Annotated in this window: 23 protein-coding genes; 6 read left to right on the top strand and 17 right to left on the bottom strand. The window is 69.5% G+C overall.

Annotated features, from left to right (window positions below; all coding sequences use genetic code 11):
* Positions 1-475: 475 nt before the first annotated feature.
* The 4 genes from ACFYWM_RS34685 to ACFYWM_RS34670 form a co-directional block, all read right to left on the bottom strand.
* Positions 476-1,030: a nucleotidyl transferase AbiEii/AbiGii toxin family protein gene (locus ACFYWM_RS34685; RefSeq protein WP_389922714.1), complete on the bottom strand. Its 555-nt coding sequence runs from the start codon at positions 1,028-1,030 to the stop codon at positions 476-478.
* Positions 1,030-1,611: a hypothetical protein gene (locus tag ACFYWM_RS34680; protein ID WP_389922712.1), complete on the bottom strand. Its 582-nt coding sequence runs from the start codon at positions 1,609-1,611 to the stop codon at positions 1,030-1,032. Before ACFYWM_RS34680 ends, ACFYWM_RS34685 begins: the two co-directional genes overlap by 1 nt.
* Before the next feature lie 56 nt (positions 1,612-1,667).
* On the bottom strand, positions 1,668-2,555 hold the full coding sequence (locus tag ACFYWM_RS34675; RefSeq protein ID WP_389922724.1) for an IS5 family transposase: 888 nt from the start codon (positions 2,553-2,555) through the stop codon (positions 1,668-1,670).
* A gap of 123 nt (positions 2,556-2,678) precedes the next feature.
* On the bottom strand, positions 2,679-3,245 hold the full coding sequence (locus ACFYWM_RS34670) for a hypothetical protein (RefSeq protein ID WP_389922710.1): 567 nt from the start codon (positions 3,243-3,245) through the stop codon (positions 2,679-2,681).
* Positions 3,246-3,614: 369 nt separating this feature from the next.
* Here ACFYWM_RS34670 and ACFYWM_RS34665 point away from each other — a divergent pair, with 369 nt between their 5' ends.
* Positions 3,615-4,553, top strand: a complete 939-nt coding sequence (locus ACFYWM_RS34665) for an ArsR/SmtB family transcription factor (RefSeq protein ID WP_389922707.1) — start codon at positions 3,615-3,617, stop codon at positions 4,551-4,553.
* A 514-nt stretch (positions 4,554-5,067) separates the two neighbouring features.
* Here ACFYWM_RS34665 and ACFYWM_RS34660 read toward each other — a convergent pair.
* Positions 5,068-5,592: a hypothetical protein gene (locus ACFYWM_RS34660; RefSeq protein ID WP_389922705.1), complete on the bottom strand. Its 525-nt coding sequence runs from the start codon at positions 5,590-5,592 to the stop codon at positions 5,068-5,070.
* Between the two features lie 520 nt (positions 5,593-6,112).
* Between ACFYWM_RS34660 and ACFYWM_RS34655 the strand changes: the two genes are divergently transcribed.
* Both ACFYWM_RS34655 and ACFYWM_RS34650 read left to right on the top strand, forming a co-directional pair.
* The gene (locus ACFYWM_RS34655) at positions 6,113-6,955 is read left to right on the top strand and encodes an isocitrate lyase/phosphoenolpyruvate mutase family protein (RefSeq protein ID WP_389922702.1); all 843 of its coding nucleotides are present in this window, start codon (positions 6,113-6,115) and stop codon (positions 6,953-6,955) included.
* Positions 6,956-7,104: 149 nt separating this feature from the next.
* Positions 7,105-7,515, top strand: coding sequence for a hypothetical protein (locus tag ACFYWM_RS34650; protein WP_389922700.1), 411 nt, complete (start codon positions 7,105-7,107; stop codon positions 7,513-7,515).
* 379 nt (positions 7,516-7,894) lie between these two features.
* On the opposite strand, the gene ACFYWM_RS34645 is transcribed toward ACFYWM_RS34650, so the two are convergent.
* The 6 genes from ACFYWM_RS34645 to ACFYWM_RS34620 form a co-directional block, all read right to left on the bottom strand.
* The gene (locus tag ACFYWM_RS34645) at positions 7,895-9,541 is read right to left on the bottom strand and encodes a molybdopterin-dependent oxidoreductase (protein WP_389922697.1); all 1,647 of its coding nucleotides are present in this window, start codon (positions 9,539-9,541) and stop codon (positions 7,895-7,897) included.
* An 80-nt stretch (positions 9,542-9,621) separates the two neighbouring features.
* On the bottom strand, positions 9,622-10,275 hold the full coding sequence (rdgB, locus tag ACFYWM_RS34640) for an RdgB/HAM1 family non-canonical purine NTP pyrophosphatase (protein ID WP_389922694.1): 654 nt from the start codon (positions 10,273-10,275) through the stop codon (positions 9,622-9,624).
* Positions 10,272-10,988 carry a ribonuclease PH gene (gene rph / locus ACFYWM_RS34635; RefSeq protein WP_389922691.1) on the bottom strand — a complete coding sequence of 239 codons (717 nt, stop codon included), beginning with the start codon at positions 10,986-10,988 and terminating at the stop codon, positions 10,272-10,274. The genes rdgB and rph overlap by 4 nt, the downstream gene beginning before the upstream one ends.
* Before the next feature lie 5 nt (positions 10,989-10,993).
* Positions 10,994-11,746: an MBL fold metallo-hydrolase gene (locus ACFYWM_RS34630; RefSeq protein WP_389922688.1), complete on the bottom strand. Its 753-nt coding sequence runs from the start codon at positions 11,744-11,746 to the stop codon at positions 10,994-10,996.
* A gap of 120 nt (positions 11,747-11,866) precedes the next feature.
* Complete coding sequence (gene murI, locus ACFYWM_RS34625; RefSeq protein WP_389922686.1) at positions 11,867-12,688, bottom strand: glutamate racemase; 822 nt, start codon at positions 12,686-12,688, stop codon at positions 11,867-11,869.
* A gap of 162 nt (positions 12,689-12,850) precedes the next feature.
* Complete coding sequence (locus ACFYWM_RS34620) at positions 12,851-13,642, bottom strand: thioesterase family protein (protein WP_389922683.1); 792 nt, start codon at positions 13,640-13,642, stop codon at positions 12,851-12,853.
* 399 nt (positions 13,643-14,041) lie between these two features.
* Here ACFYWM_RS34620 and ACFYWM_RS34615 point away from each other — a divergent pair, with 399 nt between their 5' ends.
* Positions 14,042-15,913, top strand: coding sequence for a DUF3352 domain-containing protein (locus ACFYWM_RS34615; protein ID WP_389922680.1), 1,872 nt, complete (start codon positions 14,042-14,044; stop codon positions 15,911-15,913).
* 323 nt (positions 15,914-16,236) lie between these two features.
* Here ACFYWM_RS34615 and ACFYWM_RS34610 read toward each other — a convergent pair whose 3' ends face one another.
* The 6 genes from ACFYWM_RS34610 to clpS all read right to left on the bottom strand — a co-directional run bounded on the left by ACFYWM_RS34610 (position 16,237) and on the right by clpS (position 19,437).
* A complete protein-coding gene (locus tag ACFYWM_RS34610; RefSeq protein WP_389922678.1) occupies positions 16,237-17,184 on the bottom strand; it encodes a PLP-dependent cysteine synthase family protein in 948 nt (315 codons plus the stop codon).
* A 173-nt stretch (positions 17,185-17,357) separates the two neighbouring features.
* A complete protein-coding gene (locus ACFYWM_RS34605) occupies positions 17,358-17,636 on the bottom strand; it encodes a MoaD/ThiS family protein (protein WP_389922675.1) in 279 nt (92 codons plus the stop codon).
* 90 nt (positions 17,637-17,726) lie between these two features.
* Positions 17,727-17,891 (bottom strand): hypothetical protein, encoded by a 165-nt coding sequence (locus ACFYWM_RS34600; RefSeq protein WP_386155561.1) that lies wholly within the window; start codon positions 17,889-17,891, stop codon positions 17,727-17,729.
* A gap of 66 nt (positions 17,892-17,957) precedes the next feature.
* Complete coding sequence (locus ACFYWM_RS34595) at positions 17,958-18,374, bottom strand: Mov34/MPN/PAD-1 family protein (RefSeq protein ID WP_389922672.1); 417 nt, start codon at positions 18,372-18,374, stop codon at positions 17,958-17,960.
* Positions 18,375-18,383: 9 nt separating this feature from the next.
* Positions 18,384-18,908: a DUF2017 domain-containing protein gene (locus ACFYWM_RS34590; RefSeq protein ID WP_389922669.1), complete on the bottom strand. Its 525-nt coding sequence runs from the start codon at positions 18,906-18,908 to the stop codon at positions 18,384-18,386.
* A 241-nt stretch (positions 18,909-19,149) separates the two neighbouring features.
* Positions 19,150-19,437, bottom strand: a complete 288-nt coding sequence (gene clpS / locus ACFYWM_RS34585) for an ATP-dependent Clp protease adapter ClpS (protein ID WP_329091067.1) — start codon at positions 19,435-19,437, stop codon at positions 19,150-19,152.
* A 52-nt stretch (positions 19,438-19,489) separates the two neighbouring features.
* Here clpS and ACFYWM_RS34580 point away from each other — a divergent pair, with 52 nt between their 5' ends.
* Entirely contained in the window at positions 19,490-20,767 is a 1,278-nt protein-coding gene (locus ACFYWM_RS34580) for a nicotinate phosphoribosyltransferase (protein WP_389922721.1), read from the top strand.
* A gap of 4 nt (positions 20,768-20,771) precedes the next feature.
* Positions 20,772-21,347, top strand: a complete 576-nt coding sequence (locus ACFYWM_RS34575) for an isochorismatase family protein (RefSeq protein WP_389922666.1) — start codon at positions 20,772-20,774, stop codon at positions 21,345-21,347.
* Positions 21,348-21,504: the final 157 nt, after the last annotated feature.

The raw sequence follows: 21,504 nt of genomic DNA, 5'->3' as shown, positions 1-21,504 counted from the left end.
TTCGCACTCGAAGGATCACGCGATGGCCGTCCTCATTTCACGGCGCCACGCCTGCTACCTAGGGAAACTCGTACACCACCTCCGTGGACGCAACCCTCGGCCGTCCGTCCCGCATTCGCGGGGATGATCCGTTGAACGGTTCCAGATCAGTGACGGCGCCGCCGTCCGCCTCGCACACGCGGGGGTGATCCGCAGGTTCCGGCTTCGGGGTAGGTGTGGATGCTGTCAGCCCCCGCACGCGCGGGGATGGTCCAACGTTGCCGTCGGTGTAGAGTGCCCGCTCCAGGTTGGCCCCGCACAGGCGGGGGTGGTCCCTCCTTGCGGAACCGGGAGTGGAACTTCACCAGATCGGCCCCGCAGGCGCGGGGGTGATCCCAGGTAGCAGGCGGTGTTACCAGTAGTGGTGTCGCCCGCCCCGCATATGCGGGGGTAACCCTTCCAAATCGGGACGGCAGAGCTAAGACCCCCTTCAATTTTAATCTTTACCATCGTCCAGACCGCCCTGAGCGAGCGCTGCGCGCCAGTCGGCGAAATGGGATCGGAGCGTATGGACCTGCAGTTCAGTCAGGCCATAAGCGATGAACTCGCTGTCGGGGTAGAGATCAATCGCGGAGAGCATCTGGGCGAAGACCGCCCTGTCGAATCCGAGATCGCGGGACGCGGCGAGGTCGAGTAGCCGTTCTCTGGAGAAACGGCCACTGGTCAGCAGGGCGTCCACGTCGATGAAGTCGCGGACTTCGGCCCGGGTAAACAGTGCCTCGACCTTGCCTCCGGCAACGTCGTCGAGATGCACGACCGGTCCGATCTCCATGGTGACCGGCGGATGCGAGCGGAGATCGGCAGCCAGTTCCACCTTGGTGACCCCGTCGACGAAATCGTTCCGGACGCTGGAGGTGAACAGGTCTATGTCCTCGCTGGGGCGTTGAAGCACGCCATAGGCCTGTACGGCATAACCGCCCGCCAGGGCGAACCCATGCTCACCCGCTGCTTCCAAAGCGATCCGTGCGAGACGGCGATGGTAGTCATCCATTAGGCGGCTTGGCGCTGCAGCTCGGGAAAACGAGCGATCCACAGCGCGCGGACGGGTGGCGGCAGCACCAGCTCCGGCCAGAGCCTGCGCAGCATCGCGGCGTTGAGGAACTGCCGCAGATCCGCAGGAGTCGCGCTTTCCCGGATCACCCGCATGTACAGCAGCCGCGCATCGGCGATCTGATTCAGGCGGTAACTGCGCTTCGGCCCCCAGTCGAGATGCCTAGGCAGCATGATCACACCATCGACCGGCCCGGTGAGCTCCTCCAGAGTCTCGGGCACGACATATGGACGGAGCGCTCCATATCCCCTGGCATGCATTTTCTGACCCCCCGGCGTGACGGTCCCGGCGACCAGGCGCCACCCCTTCGCGCCCTCTCGAAAGACCAAATCGATGCGTGAGGAGGATCCGGCGTACAACGTCCTGGCCACGAACCAGCGGGGACCGGCTTGTGGCCGGGGGATGAAAAAGCGGACGCTGGTGACCCGCGGACGGGACTGCGGCCGCTTCCCGAGCAGCTTGGTGATCCGAAACTCGGCCCGATCTATGCGCAACGCCAGCCCGGCTTCCACCTGATCCACCCCGTCTCCGCCGGCCGCCGCGGGTGTTGAGGAACAGCGCGGGGCTAGGCCGCGTTTCATAAGGCGTTGAGCCACTGGTTGATCGCAGCGATGATGACAACGGCTTCGTAGCGTACGGCGAGCTTGTCGTAACGGGTGGCCAGGCTGCGATTGCCTTTGAGCACGTTGATGCCGCACTCCACAGCGTGGCGCAGCCGGTAGAGCGCGGGGTCGAAGGAGGGCGGGCGACCTCCCTTCGATCCCTTGGCCTTGCGGTGAGCGTCCTGATCGGCCTTGCTCGGGATGCACGCCTTGATCCCACGCCGGCGAAGATGAGTCCGGTTGGCCTTGCTGGTGTAGGCCTTGTCGGCCAGGACCCGGTCCGGGCGGGTCCGGGGACGGCCGCCGCCGATGCGGGCCACCCGAACCTTGGCCAGCACCGGGGTGAACTGCGGGCTGTCGCCCCGCTGCCCGGCGGTCACCACCGCAGCCATCAGCTTGCGGCCCTGCTCACAGGCCACATGGGTCTTGGTGGTCAGCCCGCCGCGCGAGCGCCCCAGCGCGTGATCGGCGGGCTCACCGTGCACACCACCGGGCGGCTCCTTTTGCAGGTGCCCCTGTCGCCGTGCTCCGGCGGCGTGCTGGTGAGCCCGGACGATGGTGGAGTCCACGCTCACCGTCCAGTCGATCTTCCCGGCAGCGTCCGCACACGCCTGCAACGCCGCCAGGATCTGTGCCCAGTTCCCCGCTCGCTGCCAGTGGCGGAACAGGCCGTACACGGTGAACCAGTGACCGTAGCAGCCCGGCACGTCCCGCCATGGTGCCCCGGTCCGAATCCGCCACCGGATCCCGTCGATCAACTGCCGCCTGCTCCACTTCGGCGGACGCCCCTTGCCCGACGCGGCAGGCAGGTGCGGCTCCAGCGCCGCCCACTGCGCGTCAGTGAGGTCGTGCCGCCTCGTCACCACTACGCTGGCCACGAGGTCTCCGGTATTTCGTTCTTCTTGGTCGTTGAACCAACTACCGGAGACCTCTTCGTTCAACGATCACCGACACGCCCAACCCCTCGTGATCTTTCGAAACACGGCCTAGTTGGGTCCCCAGATGAGAATCGATCGGACCCTGTCGTTGAAGTGATCACCTACGTAGGAATTGTTGCCCTCGTGCACGGGGTGCGATCCGTCACCGCCATAATTGATCGCGGTGTAATAGAGGCTGTAGTAGCAGTTGTTCCACACCTTGTACGAGGTGATGATGTTCCGCCATCCCGCGACCCATGCGCCGGTGTCCCGGATTCCGTAGCCGTTGGCGTCACACGGCCCGTACGCGCCTTCCACCACCGTGGAAAGGCCTCCGTAGTTCAAGTCCTGGTACCACGTCATGATGAGAAGATCCTGATTGATGTTCAGGCTCTCCTGACGGTCGGCGCAGGTCCGCGAGAGCACTCGCGAGATTTTCTCCCCCGGGCGTAGTTTGTCGAGCACGACACGACAGTGCTTTCCCTCCGGAAGGGGATCTCCGACGCCGATCGAAGGGCCGGGGGACGGCCCTGAGGGTAAGGCGGCTACCGCCTGAACGCCGGGGACACCGAGAACGCCGACCAGAAGGGTGGCACCGATGATCGCTCTGAACCAGAGTTTCACTTGTATCTCCATGATGTGGCTCGTATCTCCATGATGTGGTAGGTCAGTTCTTTCGGGACTGCCTTCGCCGGTCACCCGCTGAGCAGGAGCCGTCGGCTTGGCGCATTCGGTACGGCGAGGGCGTGGCAGGATTTCGGGCCGCCATGTTGGCTTGCTTCTTCCTTTCTCTCCGGAAAGGCGGCCCGCTCACTGTCGCAGGAAGAAACCAAGCGCCGCGAGGCTTGTAAGTCTTGGCTTAACCGTGCCGCTCAGAGCCTTGTGTGGCCGCGTGGCGGCATGCTGTGACGGTGATTCCGATGCGAATGTGAGGAAGCGATGCACAGGATTCACTTCACTGCCGACGATCTAACGCGGGTGCGGGTGGCGCCGACGTTGGGTCCCATGGCCGAGACGCTGTTCAGCCTGTACGCGCTACGCGGACGGGCAGAGGAGACGAAGTTCGGTGCGTGGCGGCGCCGGGTGCGCGGCGGCGTTGACTCGCGGTTCGCCGTCCTGGCCGCCATCACCCCCGCGCGACTGCCGAGCTTCGACCTGGCGCTGCTCGCCGGGCCGGGCCGTGACCTGGCCCAGAGTGCCGAGACCTTCCTGGCCAGCCCCCGGCAGGCCGTCCGGGCGGAGCTGGACTTCTACGCCGGCCACCACGGCCGGGTCCCGGCCGCGCTGGCCGGGCTCGTCGACACCCTCGCCGCCCGGCGGGAGGTGCTGTCCACGGTGCAGGCGTACCACCATGTCGCCGTCGCCCCGCATTGGCGGGGCGTTCGCGCGCACCTCGACGCCGAGCGCGCCCGGCGCGGCACGATCCTGCTCGACCACGGGGTCGACGGGCTGCTGTCCAGCCTGCACCCGAACATCCGGTGGTCGCCGCCGACCCTCCATATCGATGCCGGTAACCAGTTCGACGACGACTTCGTCCTCGACGGGCGGGGGCTGCTGCTGATGCCGTCGTTCTTCCTGCGCTTTCCAGGGGTGATGTACGATCCGGGCAATCCCGCCGACTACACCCTGATCTTCCCTGCCGCGCTCGGCGTCGACCACGCGGCGGGCATCTGGACGGGCGGCCCGTCGCAGCGGGCGCTGGCCAATCTCCTCGGGCGTACCCGCGCGTCGGTACTCACCGCCATCGCCGACGGCCTGACCACCACCGGCGCCCTGGCCCGCGGCCTGGACATCTCGTCGGCGGCGATCAGCCAGCACACCGCCGTGCTGCGCGAGGCGGGCCTGATCACGACGCGCAGGCATCACAGCAACGTTCTGCACCACCCCACTCAGACCGGTCTGGCCCTCCTCGACCGGCCCGACACACCCCGCCCGATTCCCTGACGCCAGCCGGCGTCCGCGAACGCCTGCCCCGGCGCTCGCCGGTTCGAGATCCTGCGTCCTCACTGCTCGGCATAGGAGTTCGCGCGGCCTTCGTCACCGCCGCCCGCGGTTGCGCTTCCACGCCGACGAGCTCCGCGACGGGCTGCCCTCGCCGGTCATCCGCGTTCCGGAGGGGACCCACGACGCCGGCCGCCTACCGCGGGACGCCGGCGTCGCGCTGGAGCCTCGCCGCTTGTGCGCCCTGCTCGACGGGTCGTCCCTGCAGGCGGTGCCGCATCCCGGCCGCCTGGCGCCGAGGCGATGCTCGCCGTGCTCCGGTGCCACCTTGCCGCCCTGGCAGCCGGGAGACCGTGAGCTCGCGGTCCCGGAGCTCACGGCCCAGGGTTCGCGATCGGGGGCATCCCGGCTCCCGACGCCGGCCTCGCGGCCGCGTTCTTCCCTGGGGAACGGGGAGGAGACTGCGCCCGGGGGTCGGCGATGTCCCCGTCCTCCCGGGCGGTGGGTTCGGGAGCGATCAGCTCAGCCTGAACGAGCTCGCACGTTTGTAGCAGCCGTAGTGGCCGAGGTGCCCGTACTTGTCGATCCACCGCTTGCCGGCGCAGTCCTGTACGAGGTCTATGTCGGTGTGGAAGAACACGTCGCAGCGCGTGCCGTTGCCCAGCCGGGTGTTCACCGAGCTGACCCGGTCGCCCCAGCCCATGTGGTCCAGCCTCTTGAACTCGTAGTCCGCCTTGCCGGACGTACTCCTGCTGCAGTCGCGAGGGACGGAGATGGTCACGGTGTCGCCGCGGGAGTCGTAGTTGACCCAGTCGTAGAGCACGGCCACGGCGTAACCGGCCGCGTTGGCGACCCGGATCGCCCGGGACAGGCTGCTGTAGCAACCCAGTCCTTTCCCGTACCTGTCGGCCACGCAGTGGCTGGCCGCCGTGGTGCCGGAGGGTGCCAAAGCCGGTGTGGCCGCCAGCGCCGTGCCGGATGCGGGCATGATGCCGGCACCCAGGGTGAGCAGGCAGGTGAACCGAACGGCGAGCTTCCTCATGTGGATCCCTTCGTGGGACGTCCGGCGCCATCTTTGCCGTGAAGGCGGTTTCATCGTTTCCTCGTTCCGGAGACCGGGAGTTGTTCCCGTGGCGGGGTCCGCGGTTTCGGATCGCCCACGCCATCCACAAGGAGATCTTGTTGTCAGCTTGTTCGACGGGCTCCCCGTACAGGCGTACACGACACCTGACAGGTGATCCGACGGCGAGCGGGACACCCGGCCCGCGATCGTCCAAGACCGTGTTCGGGCGGGCCGGCGTGGCCGTCACCGAACCCGCTTCGATCGGCCGCCTGGTCACGGGGTGTCGTTGACGAGCGTGTCACCGGTCATCGGCCGGGGTGATCGCCTAGGCCGGTGGAGGTTCTCCCGGAAAGAGTACGAGGGCCCCAAACCGTCACGGTCTCCAAGGGAACGCCGTTGACCTGCGGCTTCTTGCTCTTTTGGGGTTGGTGACCCGTTAGTTGATGACACCCTGAATAGGTTTTACCTGGTTTTGGTACCGTCTGATGGAATAACCGATATGACAGCACTTCGTGATAAGGCCCTGTTGTTCCGTTCGATGCATGTCCCCGGTCGGCCGCTGGTGTTGCCCAACGCCTGGGACGTCGCCTCCGCGCGTATCGTGACGGACGCCGGCGCTGCCGCGGTCGCCACCACCAGCGCCGGTGTCTCGTGGGCCCTGGGGTACGGAGACGGCGACCACCTGGACCGGGACCGTGGCCTCGACCTGATCGCCCGGGTCGCCGCAGCGGTCGGCGTCCCGGTGACAGCCGACGTCGAAAGCGGCTACGCGCCCGATCCCGCAGGGGTGGCCGAGACCGTGCGGGGCGTGCTCGCCGCCGGAGCCGTCGGCGTCAACCTGGAGGACTCACTTCGCGCAGGCCCGGCCCCGCTGCGTCCCATCCCGGAGCAGTCCGAGCGCATCGCGGCCGCCCGCGGCGCCGCGGACACCGCTGGTGTGCCGCTGTTCATCAACGCCCGAATCGACACGCACCGTCTACCGGGCGGGGATCTCACGGTCTGGCTGAAGGAAACCCTGGCCCGGGCCGAGGCCTACGTGGCGGCCGGCGCCGACGGGGTGTTCGTTCTCAGGGCTCTGGACGCGCAGACCATCACGGCGCTCGTGCGTGCGGTGCCGGTGCCGGTGAACGTCCTGGCGAGTCCTGGGACTCTCACCGTGCCCGCGCTCGCGGCGTTGGGCGTGGCCCGTGTGAGTGCTGGATCCTCGATCGCCGAGGCGGCCTACGGGCTGGTCGCACGGGCCGCCCGGGAACTACTCACCGACGGCACTTGCGAAGCTCTTAAGGGTGGTCTCGGGTACGGCACCCTCAATTCGTTGCTGCTGGCAGAACCCGGCCGCTGATCCGTGAGCGGCACCGGCCGCGGCCGGCGGACAGAACCCTGGACTCCTGTCCGGCAGGGCCGTCCCCGCGGCCATGACCCGACCACAACGACGAGGTCGACCTGCACCAGCTGGTCCGCGAAGCCGCTGCCGGGATCGACGGGGTAACCGTGGTCGACTTCGCCGACCTCGGTACTCTCCCGCCCGAGGCGCGCAAGGCCGCGCACATCCTCGCGGCCGTGAACGTGGTTGCTGACTTCCTCGCCCAGATCACCGAGGCCTGTGACATCTACCTGGCCCGGCGGATCTCCGCCCAACTGGCCGAGACCCAACCCGACGACGACGGCGGCCTGGACCTGTCGCTGGACAAGGTCGCCGAACAGATCGCCGCCGACGCCGACCCCGACGGCTGGGAAGAGATTCACCCTCACGGGCGGCGCGACATCCTCACCACCTGCGCCCAGCGGCTGGCCACCGTGCAACGCCAGCACCTGCCCGATAAGCCTGAGACCTGGGAAGAGGTCGCCCAGATGATCGGCAGTCCCTTTCCCATCGCCGGGAACTTGTGGACGCTCACCTGAGCCTGCCAAGGAGGGCACTCGCGGGGGTGGTCCCTGACCTCACTTGGCATCAAGGTTGTCCAGGGTGTCGGCCTCGCACACGCGGGGTGGTCCTTCCTTGACCTGTTGATTCGCCTTGGATTCGTAATCCGTCCCGCACGCGCGGGGGTGATCCGGCGTGGTAGAGGTTCAGGCCCAGCGAGATGACGTCCGTCCCGCACGCGCGGGAGTGATTCGATCAACGCGCGAGACATCATCATCCAGATCGGGTTCTTCCCGCACACGCGGGGGTGATCCTGGCAGCCACGCCAGCCCGGTTTCGTTGCGGGTGTGCGTCCCGCACAAGCGGGGGTGCAACTCACCCGTCCCAGCTGCGAGGGGTACGAAATCACAGCCCGGTTCAAGCGACTTCGACCGTGATGGTGTGCCAGCCGGTGGCGCCGTCCGGGGCGATGGGGGCGCGGTCGCCGGTCTGGGTGTAGCCGGTGGCGTCGGTGGCGCGGACCTCGATGGTGTGGCTGCCGGGGGTGGCGTCCCAGTCGTCGAGGACCCACTGGCGCCAGGTGTCGGCGGTGGGGGCCTCGGCGAGGCGGGCCTGGCGCCACTTCCCCTGGTCGACGCGGACCTCGACCGCGTCGACGCCCTTGTGCTGGGCCCAGGCGACACCCGCGACGACGGTCTTGCCCGCCGGGACGGTCGCGCCGTCCCTGGGCAGGTCGATGCGCGACTCCGTCTTGATCGGTCCCTTGGCGGACCAGCCCCTGGGGGTCCAGTAGGCCTCGTCCCGGTCGAAGCGGGTGACCTTGATGTCGGTGACCCACTTGGTGGCCGAGACGTAGCCGTAGAGCCCGGGAACGACCTGGCGGACCGGGAAGCCGTGGTCGACGGGGAGCGGCCGGCCGTTCATGCCGAAGGCGAGCAGGGAGTCGCGGCCGTCCATGACGACGTCGGCCGGGCTTCCGGCGGTCCAGCCGTCGGCGGAGGTACTGAGCAGCATGTCCGCGTCCTTCTGGACGCCCGCGTCGCGCAGCACCCCGGCCAGGCTCACGCCCAGCCAGCGGGCGTTGCCGATGTAGGGGCCGCCGACCTCGTTGGAGACGCAGCAGAGCGTGACGTCGGCCTCGACCACGGCGCGTTTCATCAGGTCGGCGAAGGTGAGCTCCACGGGCCTGTCGACCATGCCGTGGATGGTGAGGGTCCAGTCGCGCGGGTCGACCTGGGGGACCATCAGGGCGGTGTCGACCCGGTAGAAGTCGATGTTGGGGGTGACGAACGGCGACAGGCCCTTGATCCTGAGGTCGACCCCGGCGGGCAGCGCGGCGAGGGGTTTCGCGGGCCGGGGCAGCGTGACGGCGCCGCGCGCCGCGCTCACCTCGGCCTGCCCTGAGAACATCCGCCCGGCCGCTCCCGCGATCCCGGCGACGACCACGCCGCCGACCGCCCCGGTCAGCAGGCCCCTGCGGTCGAAGGCGCGCAGGTCGTTCCCCGCCCGCATGACGGGCGGTGCCGGCGGATCATGGCGTTCCCCCGCCTCCGGCAGGTGCGCGGGCCCCGCCGCGCCCACGGCACCGGAGTACGGCTCGGCCAAGGCCGAGGAGTCGGCGGGTACGAGGGATCGGCGGACGAGCCATCGCAGGGCGAGCATGGCCGCGCCGACCCCGGCCAGCGTCGGGACGACGTCCATGGGCCCGGAGCCGGGGCGGGTCAGCACGGCGGCGATGCCGATGAGGCCGAACACGGCCAGCCCCGTCAGCCCGTACCGGAGGTCGCGGACGGCGGCCCTTCCCAGCGCGGCGGCGATCGCGGCCAGGATCAGCAGGATCCCGGCGAGCAACACGGTCTTGTCGCTCTCGCCGAAGGTGCGGATCGCCCATTCCTTCAGCGGAGCGGGGGTGAGGTCGACAACGGCGTTGCCGACCGCGACAACCGGGAAGGCGGCGGGTTTCACCAGGCCCGCGACGAGCAGTGACACCCCCACCGCGATCGCGCCGGACACCAGGCCGATCAGCGCCGAGGCCCAGGAGGGCATGCGCCTGTTGCTCTGCATGACTCCGACGCTACGCCCATACGGGACCTGAGATTCTTACGCCCCGATTACAGCCCCGGCCGCGCGGCGAGCCGGTGAGGTCAGGCGACCACTTCGGCGATGATCGGGGCCAGGGCGCGGAAGGCGCGGCCACGGTGGCTGATGGCGTCCTTCTCCGCCGCCGACAGCTCGGCGGTGGTCCGGGTCTCGCCCTCGGGGACGAGGATCGGGTCGTAGCCGAAGCCGCCGGTGCCGCGCGGGGCGGTGATGATCACGCCGCGCAGGGCGCCCTCGGTCACCCGCTCCTCCCCCGACGGGAGGGCGAGGGCCGCCGCGCACGCGAAGTGCGCGCCCCGGTGCTCCTCGGGCACGTCGGAGACCTGGGCGAGCAGCAGGGCGAGGTTGGCCGGGTCGTCGCCGTGCCGTCCCGACCAGCGGGCGGAGAAGATGCCGGGCATGCCGTTCAGGGCGTCGACGCAGAGGCCGGAGTCGTCGGCGATCGCGGGCAGGCCGGACTGCCGGGCGACCGCGTGCGCCTTGAGCAGGGCGTTCTCCGCGAAGGTGAGGCCGGTCTCGGCGACGTCGCCGATCTCGGGGAACTCCTCGAGCCCGACGATCTCCACCGGGATCGAGGCGTCGGCCAGGATCCGGCGCAGCTCGGCGATCTTCCCGGCGTTCCGGGTGGCGAGGACGACGCGCGCCTTGGTCGCACCGGCCCCGGCCGCGCCGGCCTCGTTCGTACCGGACTCGCTCATGCCAGTGCCTCCCGCTGGAGGCGGGTGAGCTCGGCGCACCCGGCCGCACCCAGGTCGAGCAGCTCGTCGAGGGCGGCGCGGTCGAACGGCTTGCCCTCGGCGGTGCCCTGGACCTCGACGAACTCGCCGGAGCCCGTCATCACCACGTTCATGTCCGTCTCGGCTGCGACGTCCTCGGTGTAGCAGAGGTCGAGCAGTGGCGTGGAGCCGACGACGCCGACGGAGACGGCCGCGACCGAGTCGACCAGCGGGTCCCCGCCGCACATCTTGCGCTTGCGCATCCACGCGACCGCGTCGACCAGTGCCACGTACGCCCCGGTGATGGCGGCGGTGCGGGTGCCGCCGTCGGCCTGGAGCACGTCGCAGTCGATGACGATCGAGTTCTCGCCCAGCGTCTTGTAGTCGACGCAGGCGCGCAGGGAGCGGCCGATCAGGCGGGAGATCTCGTGCGTACGGCCGCCGATCTTGCCGCGTACCGACTCGCGGTCGTTGCGGGTGTTGGTGGCGCGGGGCAGCATGGCGTACTCGGCCGTGATCCAGCCCTGACCGCTGCCCCGGCGCCAGCGCGGCACGCTGTCCTGCACGGAGGCGGCACAGAGCACCTTGGTGCCGCCGAACTCGACGAGCACCGAACCCTCGGCGTGCGCGAGCCAGTCGCGGGTGATGGTGACGGGGCGGAGTTGATCGGGAGAACGTCCATCTGCACGAGCCATGGACCTCACCCTAGGTCATACCGGGCCCCGCTCCGTGCGAGTTCCATGCGCCCGCCGAACCCGCCGCGGGAGGCGTCCTCCAGGACGCGGTCGCGGTCGTTCCAGGGCACCAGATGAGTGAGGACCAGGGTGTCCACGTCCGCCCTGGCCGCGTGCTCGGCCGCCTGGCGGCCGTTCAGGTGCAGATCGTCGGGGAGGCCGGGCCTGTCGAGGTGGGACGCCTCGCACAGGAGCACGTCGGCCCCCGAGGCGAGCTTGACCAGCTCGGCGCTCTCGCCGGTGTCGCCGGAGTAGGCCACCGAGCGTCCCCCGTGGGAGACCCTGAACCCGTAGGTCTCCACGGGATGGTTGACCAGCGCGGCCGTCACCTCGAACGGGCCGACCTCGAACGTCCCCGGTGTCAGCCCCACGAAGTCGAAGGCCGTGTCGAGCGGCGGCTCGTCCGGCATCGCGTAGGCGGAGTTCAGCCGCCTGCGCGCGTCGGCGGGGGCGTACACCGGCACCCGGGGCAGCGGGCCCCGCGGGGAGTAGGTGCGGACCACGTGGTACGGGCACATGTCGAGGCAGTGGTCGGCGTGCAGGTGCGACAGGCATATCGCGTCCACGTCGTACAGGCCCATGTACTTCTGGAGGGCGCCGAGCGCGCCGTTCCCGAAGTCGAGCAGCATGCGGAACCCCTCCGCCTCCAGCAGATAGCAGGAGGAGGGGCTGTCAGGCCCGGGGAAACTCCCCGAGCATCCAATGATCGTCAATTTCACGGCGGCCTCCTACGGTTACTGTGCGGCGCCGCGTGCCACGGCGCGGGCGCCGGTGGCCGGTGTCCGTCCCCCTTCGTCCGCCGATCCCGGGCGCTCCCCCTACGGAGCGCCCGGGCACCGTCACACGCGATGCCCGTTGTTCGGGACATCCCCCACCACCGCCACCTCGACCGCCTGGATCTCCGGTCCGAGGAACCGTCGTCCGAGGTCGGCGAAGAGGCCCGCGTCTCCGGTGGCGCGGAAACGGTGCCCGGGCACGCCCCCTACGGCGGCCAGGCTCCGGTCGTGCAGGACGCGGTAGACGTCCTTGGCCGTCTCGTCGGCGCTGGACACCAGCGTGACGCCGTCTCCCACCACATAGGAGATCGGCCCGGCGAGGAGCGGGTAGTGCGTACATCCCAGGATCAGCGTGTCGCACCCGTCGGCGAGCACCGGCTCCAGGTAGTCGCGGATGACGTCGATGAGCTCGTCACTCATCGTCTCCCCCCGCTCGACGAACTCCACCAGGCGCGGCGCCGCCACCCCGGTCAGCCGGACGTCGGGGGCCGCGGCGAACGCGTCCTGGTAGGCCATCGACGCGATCGTGGCCCTGGTCCCGATCACCCCGACCCTGCCGTTGCGGGTGGCCCGCACGGCACGGCGCGTCGCGGGCTGGATCACCTCGACGACCGGGACGTCGTAACGCTCCCGGGCGTCGCGGAGCACGGCCGCGCTGGCGCTGTTGCACGCGATCACCAGCATCTTGACGTCGTGCTCGACGAGGTGGTCCATCACCTCCAGCGCGTAGGCGCGGACCTGCGCGATGCTCTTGGGGCCGTACGGCTGCCTCGCCGTGTCGGCCACATAGAAGATCGACTCGTTGGGCAACTGGTCGATGATCGCCCGGGCCACCGTGAGACCACCGACACCACTGTCAAAGATTCCGATACTCGCCTGCGACACAGTTCCCAAGGCTAGGCGACCTGGGACGACCGATCACGGTAAGAATCCTCACAACGCCGATTACCAGCTCAGCCATGTATTTTTCGTGACATCTCTGATCGCACCACGCGGGCGTGACGTCTCGGATCGCACGACGCGGTACGAGGCCGGTGGCCCGGGATGTCAGCCTCGCCCGACGCGGGCCAGCTGGCGGGACTGGGCGACCAGGCGGCCGGCGGAGTCCCAGACCTCGACCTCCTCGTCGAACCAGCCGTCGCTGATCAGGCGGCCTCCGGCGATGAGGGTGAGCCAGCCGGGGGCGGGCAGGGCGCGCAGGTGCCAGGTGAGGTCGACCGTGGGCGCCCAGCCACGCCCCCCGGCGGAGAAGACCACCGGCGGGAGGGCGTCCACGGCCAGCGCCAGCACGTACGGGTCGGGGTCCTGCGGCTCGGCCAGCCGGAAGTAGGCGCGGGCCTCGGGCCTGCCGGTGGGCTTCCCGGCGAGCCAGCCGATGGTGGGAGGGTCGAAGACCAGCTCCATCTGGGCGTTGAGCGTCATGTTCGACTCGGCCTTGGGAGCGGGCAGCGAGACGCACTCCTCGATCGGCGGCATCGCCACCGAGGGCTCGTCCGTCCAGTCGGGGACCGCGTCGCCGAGGGTCGCGGTCGTGACGATCCCCTCGATGAAGGGCTTGCCGTCCTGGAGCAGGGTCGCCCGGGCCATCGTGGCGGTGCGGCCGGTCTTGACCTGCTCCACGCGCACCTGCGCGGGACCCGGCCGGGCCGCGCGCAGGAACTGGACGCTCGTGGTCACCGGGTGCTCGTGGGGGGAGGCGTCCACGACCGCGCGCAGCAGCACGGCCATCAGGTAGCCGCCGTTGAGGGGACCGCCGATCGAGTATCCGGTGTCGAGGCACACGTCGTAGGTGGTCTCGTCCACCCTGATGGCCGCTGTCGCCTCGTCGAACTTCGTCATCCACGCTCCCGAACCTTGTTCTAGAGAGGCCACTTTACCCATTCCGTACGGCCTTCGCCTCCCCCACCCCCGAACGACCCGGTCGAGCCGGCCCGCCCACAAAAGCCGAGCCAGCCTCGCATAACCCGTCAGCCGGAACCGGACCGGCCCCGAGCCCGCGAAATCAAAGTCGTCCGCGACGGCGAAGTCCGTACAAAGAAGCGAGGGGCGATGGTACGGAAGAAACGGCAGTGACCTGCGAGAACAGGGCGGCAAAGCAGACAATGGTCCATAAAACCCCGTTGAGCAGGGGTTGATCCGTGTTAGATGCACCAATCACGTAGTTAGTTCAATGCAAGCGGGTTGCTAGCAAAGTGCACTAACTTCTCCCTATCCGCTAAGCCCACCTTGTGAGTGATCATGCCTGCCAACATTCCCCCCGACCAGTCGCCCACGCCGGGTCAGAACCCCGACAGGACGATCGCCTACCGATGGAACGAGGGCGCGCAGCAGAACGACCAGCCGCACACCCAGGCCTATCCGCAGAACGGCCAGCCGGGCTATTCCCAGCCTTCCGGCGGCTACCAGCAGGGGCAGCCCTACCCGCAGCAGGGCCAGCCCTACCCCCAGCAGAACATCCAGCAGAACACCCAGCAGCCGCAGCAGCCTTACGGGCAGCAGAACTACGGCCAGCAGGCGTACGGCCAGCAGGCCGGTCAGCCCTACGGCCAGCAGCAGCCCGGATACCAGCAGCAACAGCAGGGCTACGGTCAGCAGGCGTACGGCCAGCAGGCCGGAAACTGGCAGCAGGGCCCCGACTTCCTGAGCGCCGGACCCCCGGCCGGACCCCCCGCGCGCAAGGGCGGCGGTAAGGGCTGGCTGCTCGCGGCGATCGTCGCGCTGGTCGTGGCCCTCGTGGGCGGCGGCGGCTTCTTCGCGATCAACCTGCTCAGCGGCGGCGGCACGCAGCCGCACGACGTGCTGCCCGGCAACGCCCTCGGCTACGTCCGCCTCGACCTCGACCCGGCCGCGAACCAGAAGGTGGCGCTGTTCAACATCGCCAGGAAGTTCACGACCACCAAGGACTCCTTCACCGGCGAGGACCCGCGCCAGGCGTTCTTCGACCTGCTCAAGAAGGACGCCGACAGCCTCGGCAAGATCAATTACGCCACCGACATCGAGCCGTGGCTCGGCGTCCGCGCCGGCCTGGCCGCGCTGCCCCCGGCCAAGGCGGGCGCCGAGCCGGGCGTCGTGGTGGCCGTCCAGGTCACCGACCAGGACAAGGCCAAGGCGGGCATCGCCAAGCTGATGGGCAAGGAGAAGTACGGCATCGCGTTCCGCGACGACTACGCGCTGCTCACCGCGACCCAGGCAGAAGCCGATAGGGCCGCCGCTTCCGAGCCGCTGTCGGCCAACGCCAACTTCTCCGACGACCTGAGCGCCCTGGGCGAGACCGGCGTCCTCTCCTTCTGGGCGGACGCGGGCAAGCTCGCCGGGCTCGCTCCCGAGCTGGCGACCCAGGACCCCGCCACCCTCGCCCAGATCAAGAACGTCCGCGTGGCGGGCGCCCTTCGCTTCGACGGCGAGTACGTCGAGCTCGCGGGCGTCAGCCGCGGCGCCGAGAGCCTGGACATGGGCACCCCCGAGGCCTCCAAGATCGGCACGCTCCCGGCCTCCACCGCCGGAGCGATCTCGATCTCCGGTCTCGGCGAGGTGATCGGCAAGCAGTGGGCGCAGGTCATGAAGTCGGCCGACCAGGCCGCGGGCGGCGGCGTCCAGCAGTTCGCCGACCAGGCCAAGCAGCGGTACGGCCTGGCGCTCCCCGACGACCTGGTGACGCTGCTCGGCAAGAACATCACCCTCGCCATCGACTCCAACGGCCTCGACGGCAACCAGCCGAAGATCGGCGCGAAGATCGTCACTGACCCGGCCAAGGCGCAGGAGGTCGTCGGCAAGATCGAGAAGTTCCTCGCGGACTCCGGGACGGCCGTCCCGCCGCTCGCCAAGGTCCCCGGCGACGGCGTCTTCGTCCTGGCCAGCGAGCAGAACTACGCCGCCGAACTCAACAAGGACGGCGCCCTGGGCGACAGCGAGACCTTCCAGCTCGCGATCCCCAACGCCGGTGAGGCGACCTTCGCGGTCTACGCCGACCTGGACAAGGTGGAGAACCTCTATCTCAGCGGCCTCCAGGGCGAGGACAAGGCCAACCTCCAGGTGCTCCGCGCCGTGGGCATCAGCGGTACCCAGTCGGGCAGCGAGGCGACCTTCTCGCTGAGGCTCCTGTTCAACTGACCTGATCGACCTGATGGGTGATCACAGATCACCCATCACCCGGTCCAACCCGATCCACCCGACTCACCTGATCCACCTGATCTGTCCGGCTCCCTGATCCTGTTCGATCGGGCCTCCCCAGATCCCCGGCCGGGCTCCGGTCCGCCGGGGATCGTCCCCACCCGGGGACGACGAGGGCGGGCGTCCCACCGGGACGCCCGCCCTCCGTCGTTCCACTCGCCGTACGCCGTCGCGTTCTCCGCCGCTCCCGTCACCGCGAGAAGCCCTTCCCCGACTCGGATTCCCGAGCAAGGGCTTCCCGGATCGGGCGGCGCGGTTATGTGTCAGGCCCAGAGCTGGCCTTCGAGCCGCTCCTCCGCCTCGTCCAGCGTCCCCTCGTAAGCACCGGTGGACAGGTACTTCCAGCCGCCGTCCGCGACCACGAACACGATGTCGGCCCGCTCGCCCGCCTTGACGGCCTTGGCCGCCATGCCGAGCGCGGCGTGCAGGGCGGCCCCGGTGGAGACGCCCGCGAAGATGCCCTCCCCGGCCAGCAGCTCCCGGGTGCGCCGGAGCGCGTCGGCGGAGGAGACCGAGAAACGCGTGGTCAGGACGTCGGCGTCGTACAGCTCGGGGATGAAGCCCTCGTCCACGTTGCGCAGCCCGTAGACCAGCTCGCCGTAACGCGGCTCGGCGGCGACGATCCTCACGTCGGGGACGCGCTCGCGCAGGAACCTGCCGACGCCCATCAGGGTGCCCGTGGTGCCCAGCCCTGCCACGAAGTGGGTGACGGACGGCAGATCCTCCAGGATCTCCGGCCCCGTCGACTCGTAGTGCGAGCGCCAGTTGGCCGGGTTGCCGTACTGGTAGAGCATCACCCAGTCGGGGTTCTCCTCCGCCAGGCCCTTGGCGACCCTGACCGCCTCGTTGGAGCCGCCCGCCGCGGGCGAGGAGATGATCCGCGCCCCCCACATGCGCAGCAGCTGGCGGCGCTCCTCGGAGGTGTTCTCCGGCATCACACAGATCAGGTTGTAGCCCTTGAGCTTCGCGGACATCGCCAGCGAGATGCCGGTGTTGCCGCTCGTGGGTTCGAGGATCGTGCAGCCCGGCTGGAGCAGCCCGTCCTTCTCCGCCTGCTCGATCATCCACAGCGCCGGGCGGTCCTTGATCGAACCTGTCGGGTTGCGGTCTTCGAGCTTGGCCCAGATCCGCACGTCCTCCGACGGCGAGAGCCTGGGCAGGCCGACCAGCGGGGTCCGGCCGACCGATTCGATCAGTGAGTCAAAACGCATGGTGTACGGCTTCCGCCTCGGGTTGGCCTTGTGCTTCGGGTTGGCCTTGTGCTTCGGGTTGGCCTTGTGCTTCGAGTTGGCCCTGCTGCCTCGGGTTGGCCCTGTGGTGACGGCCCTGGAACCGCGGCGTGCGCCGCCCGCCCCGGTCGTGCGGGACGGGCGGCGCCGCGCGGCTAGCGGGAGCCTCCGGCCACGGCGGGCAGGACGGTGACCGTGTCGCCGTCGGCGACCGGCGTCTCCAGCCCGCCCAGGAAGCGGACGTCCTCGTCGTTCAGGTAGACGTTCACGAAGCGGCGCAGCGCGCCCTTGTCGACCAGGCGGTCCCTCAGCCCGGGGTGCCGGGCCTCCAGGTCGCCGATGAGCTCCTCGAGCGTGGCGCCCTTGGCGTCGACGGCTTTGGCACCGTCGGTGTAGGTGCGCAGGATGGTCGGAATGCGAACCTCGATGGCCATCGCGGGTCAATCTCCTTGTGTCGTCATGGGAGTGAAGCCCACCGGATCAGAACACCGGCGGGCACCGGGGGATTCCAGCGGAAGAACCGGTCAGCGACAGTCGTAGACGACGACGGAGGGCGTGTGCGCGAACAGGAAGTTCTGTACGGGCGCGACACCCGCGTGCCGTGCCCGGGGGCCAGGACGCGAGAGCACCACGTCCTCCTGGCTCGGGGCGGCGGTCAGCATGCCCACCAGCTTACCCAAAGGGGCCATTCACCTCACGGCCCCACCGGACACCGGTGCCCCGCGAACCCCGGGACCGGCTTCGGGCGCCGACGATCACCCGGAGGTGATCGTCACCTCCTCCTCGCTCACGACGCCCTCGACGATCCGGTATGAGCGGAACTCGGCCTGCTCCCCCAGCTCCTCACGGGTGGAGACCAGCACATAGTGGGCGTTCGGCTCGGAGGCGTAGGAGATGTCGGTGCGGGAGGGGTAGGCCTCGGTGGCGGTGTGGGAGTGGTAGATGACCACCGGCTCCTCGTCGCGGTCGTCCATCTCCCGCCAGACGCGCAGCTGCTCCAGCGAGTCGAACCGGTAGAACGTCGGCGACCGCTCGGCGTTCTCCATCGCGACGAACCGTTCGGGAGAGTCGGAACCGACCGGCCCGGCGATCACGCCGCAGGCCTCGTCGGGGTGGTCCGCCCGAGCGTGCGCGATGATCCTGTCGACCAGTTCCCGAGAGATCGTGAGCATGACTGGAAGTTACCAAAGGGCGCGGACTAGGGTGTCCTGGAGGTAGGTCAGCCAGTCGTAGATGACGTACGCCGGATAGCGGGGGTCGCTCTCCGACATGTCGGCGATCTCGTCGTGCACCTCCTCGGTCACCTCCAGCCGGGTGCCGAGGGCGAGCCGCACGTCGTTCAGCGCGCGCATCCACGCCTGCGCCTGCTCCCTGGTCAGCTCGACCCGGCCGGGCTCCGCGCTGTCGAGCATCATCTGGGCGTCGGCCCGCTTGCCCTCGCGCAGCGTCGCCTCGGTGTATCTGCGGAACTCCGCGGCCGCCTCGCCGTCCTCGTACGCCGAGGGGAACAGCCGGGCCAGCACCGGGTCGTCGGACTGCTCGGAGGCGCCGATGCCGAGCGCCTTCTCCAGGGGGTCGTCACCGGTCTCCCCCGGCTCTATCAGGCCAAGGATCTGGGTGACCAGCGAGCGCAGGATCGACACCTCGGCGGCGTCGAAACCCGTGACCACGCCGCCCTCGCGCCCCGGCTTGAACCCCGAACTCATCTCTCGCCCACCATTCCTCGCGGACTCCGCCCGAGACCCGCCCGCCGCGCGGAACCCACCTGCCCGAAATCCGCCAGTCCGGAATCCGTCCGCTCGGTATGCACCCGCTCGGTATGCACCCGCTCGATATGCGTCCGCTCGGTATGCACCCGCTCGACATGCGCCCGCCGCACGCCCGAACGCCCCGGGCCCGGCCGTCCTCCGCCGCGCGGCGACGGGTGGCGCCGGACCTCCCGCGCGCTCACGAATCCCGCTGGACGGTGGCCCACAGCCCGTACGAGTGCATGATCTGCGCGTCGCGCTCCATCTCCTCGCGGGTGCCGCTGGAGACCACGGCCTTACCCTTGTGGTGCACGTCGAGCATCAACTTCTCCGCCTTCTCCTTGGAATATCCGAAAACGGACTGGAAGACGTACGTCACATAGGACATCAGGTTGACCGGGTCGTTCCAGACGATCGTCAACCATGGCAGATCCGGCCTCACGTCGATTGACGGACGCTCGACCTCCGTTGGAGCGGTGCTACCCACATTCACCAGTCTGCCCTACCCCGGGCTTAGTCTTCGACTCGTGACAAAGAGCATGAGCACCGCGTTGCTTACCGATCACTATGAGCTGACGATGCTGGAGGCGGCGCTGAGAAGCGGGGCCGCCTCCAGGCGGGCGGTCTTCGAGGTGTTCGCGCGCCAGCTGCCCGGCGGGCGGCGCTACGGGGTCGTGGCGGGGACCGGCCGGGTGCTGGACGCGCTGGAGTCCTTCCGCTTCGACGAGGAGTCCCTGGCGTTCCTGCGGGACAACGAGGTGGTCGACGAGCCCACCCTGGAGTTCCTCGCCGGGTACCGGTTCTCCGGGAAGGTGGACGGCTACGCCGAGGGCGAGTGCTACTTCCCCGGTTCCCCGATCATGACGGTGGAGGGCACGTTCGCCGAGGCCGTACTCCTGGAGACCATGATCCTGTCGATCCTCAACCACGACTGCGCGATCGCCACCGCCGCCACGCGCATGATCCGCGCGGCCGGGACCAGGCCCCTCATCGAGATGGGCTCGCGGCGCACCCACGAGGCGGCGGCCGTGGCCGCGGCACGGGCCGCCTACCTCTGCGGGTTCTCCTCCACCTCCAACCTCATGGCGGGCCGCGAGTACGGCATCCCGACCGCCGGGACCGCGGCCCACGCGTTCACCCTGCTCCACGACTCCGAGGAACAGGCCTTCCAGGCCCAGATCGCCTCCCTCGGCCCCGCCACCACCCTGCTCGTGGACACCTACGACGTGGCCCGGGCCGTACGGACCGCTGTGGAACTCGCGGGTCCCTCCCTGGGAGCGGTCCGCCTCGACTCCGGCGACCTCGGCCAGGTCGCCCACGAGGTCCGCGAGCAGCTCGACGCGCTCGGCGCCCACAAGACCCGGATCATCGTCACCAGCGACCTCGACGAGTACGCCATCGCCGCGCTGGCCTCGGCCCCCGTGGACGGCTACGGCGTCGGCACGTCGCTGGTCACCGGCTCCGGCTCCCCCACCGCCGCCCTGGTCTACAAGCTCGTCGCCCGCGAGGACGCCGAGGGGATCATGCGGCCGGTGGCCAAGAAGTCGGTGGGCAAGCCCAGCCGGGGCGGGCGCAAGGAGGCCTTCCGCGAGCTCGACGCCGACGGCACGGCGGTCGCCGAGCTGGTCACCGTCTCGGGCGAGACCCCCTCGGCCGCCCGCCCGCTGCAGGTTGCGCTGGTCAGGAAGGGAGAGGTCGTCGGCCGCGAGAAGCTGGACGCCGCCCGCGTGCGGCACCGCGAGGCCGTCGCCGAGCTGCCCCCGAACGCCTACCAGCTGTCCCGCGGCTACGCCGCGATCCCCACCGTGTTTGACTGATCACATGCCAACCGCACTCATCATCGTCGACGTCCAGAACGACTTCTGCGAGGGCGGCAGCCTTCCGGTCGGCGGCGGCGCCGAGGTGGCCGCCGCCATCTCCCTGCACGCCGCCTCGCACGGCTACGACCACGTCGTGGCCACCCGCGACTATCACGTCGACCCCGGCTCCCACTTCGCCGCCGAACCCGACTACGTGAGCACCTGGCCCGTCCACTGCGTCGCCGGGACACCGGGCTCGGACTTCCATCCCGCCTTCGACACCGCCCGCGTCGAGGAGGTGTTCAGCAAGGGCGCCCACAGCGGCGCCTACAGCGGCTTCGAGGGCGTCACCTCCGACGGTACGAGCCTGGCCGACTGGCTCGGCGAGCGCCGGGTGGACGCGGTGGACGTCGTCGGCATCGCCACCGACCACTGCGTGCGGGCCACCGCCCTGGACGCGGTCGCGCACGGCCTGTCCGTTCAGGTGCTGCTCGATCTCACCGCCGGGGTGGCCGCCCCCACCACCGAGGCCGCCCTCGCCGAACTCGGCTCCGCCGGCGCCCGCCTCACCGGCACCCCCGTGGTCCGCCCTTCCTGACGGTCTTCTCAGCTCTGCGGGATCCCCAGAAAAAGGATCATCTTGTCGAGCTTCCCGTCCATGGTCCTGTAGTTCTCCTTCAACTCGCCGACGTCCCGCTTGACCTCGGCGAGCTCCTCCTTCGTGGCACACTTCGCCACATCGAGCCGAAGCTCGG

The sequence above is a fragment of the Streptosporangium sp. NPDC002721 genome (assembly GCF_042888905.1).
Classification (GTDB): domain Bacteria; phylum Actinomycetota; class Actinomycetes; order Streptosporangiales; family Streptosporangiaceae; genus Streptosporangium.
The sequence above is the reverse complement of the archived record's forward strand: the minus strand, read 5'-3'. Positions and strand labels throughout refer to the sequence as shown.